The organism is Pseudomonas sp. P7758 (assembly GCF_013386485.1).
GTDB lineage: Bacteria > Pseudomonadota > Gammaproteobacteria > Pseudomonadales > Pseudomonadaceae > Aquipseudomonas.
On the sequence record NZ_JACARS010000121.1, the window covers coordinates 1 to 732 of the forward strand.

Below are 732 nucleotides of genomic sequence, written 5' to 3' on the forward strand. Positions count from 1 at the left end.
CGCTCGGCGATCAGGAACAGGATGATCGGCCAGCCGGCCAACACGCCCAGGGCGTAGAGCAGGCCGTCATAACCGTTGAGGAACATCATCGCCGAGATGCCGAGGAATGACGCCGCCGAGATCATGTCGCCGGCAATCGCCAGGCCATTCTGGAAGCCGCTCATGCCGCCGCCGGCGGTGTAGAAGTCGCTGGCGGAACGGGTGCGCAGGGCGGCCCAGCGAGTCACGCCGAGGGTGAACAGCACGAACACCAGGAACATGCCGATGGCGTTCCAGTTCAGTGGCCGGGATGCGCCGTCGGCGGCGACTGCAAGGTCCGTGGCCAATGCCAGCGGCAGGAGAAACCACGCTACCAGCCGGCTCATGCTGTGCACTCCTGCTTGAGCTTGTCGTTCAGCGGGTCGATCACGTGGTTGGCGCGGTACACATAAAAGCCGGTCAGCGCGAACGCCAGCAGCACAATCACCACACCCACCAGCATGCCCACGGTGGTCACGCCGCCGCTCAACGACTGCCCGAGGGTAGCCGGGGAGAACGCCACCAACAGCACAAACCCGAAATAGATCACCAGCATGATCAGCGACAGCGACCAGTACAGGTTCTGTTTGCGGCGTACCAACTGGATGAAATCGGGATGTCGACGGATGCGCTCGATATCGTCGGGGGTCATGGTGGTGTGCTCCTTTTTATTGTTGTTGTGGTTAAACCTGCGTCCTGTAGGAGCGAGCTTGC

Annotated in this window: 1 protein-coding gene and 1 pseudogene; both read right to left on the bottom strand. The window is 62.0% G+C overall.

All coding sequences use genetic code 11. The features are described from left to right. A pseudogene (actP, locus tag HX873_RS23890) lies at positions 1-365 on the bottom strand (cation acetate symporter); the annotation flags it as partial. Continuing rightward, a complete protein-coding gene (locus tag HX873_RS23895; RefSeq protein ID WP_003208907.1) occupies positions 362-670 on the bottom strand; it encodes a DUF485 domain-containing protein in 309 nt (102 codons plus the stop codon). The pseudogene actP and the gene HX873_RS23895, both read right to left, overlap by 4 nt. Positions 671-732: the final 62 nt, after the last annotated feature.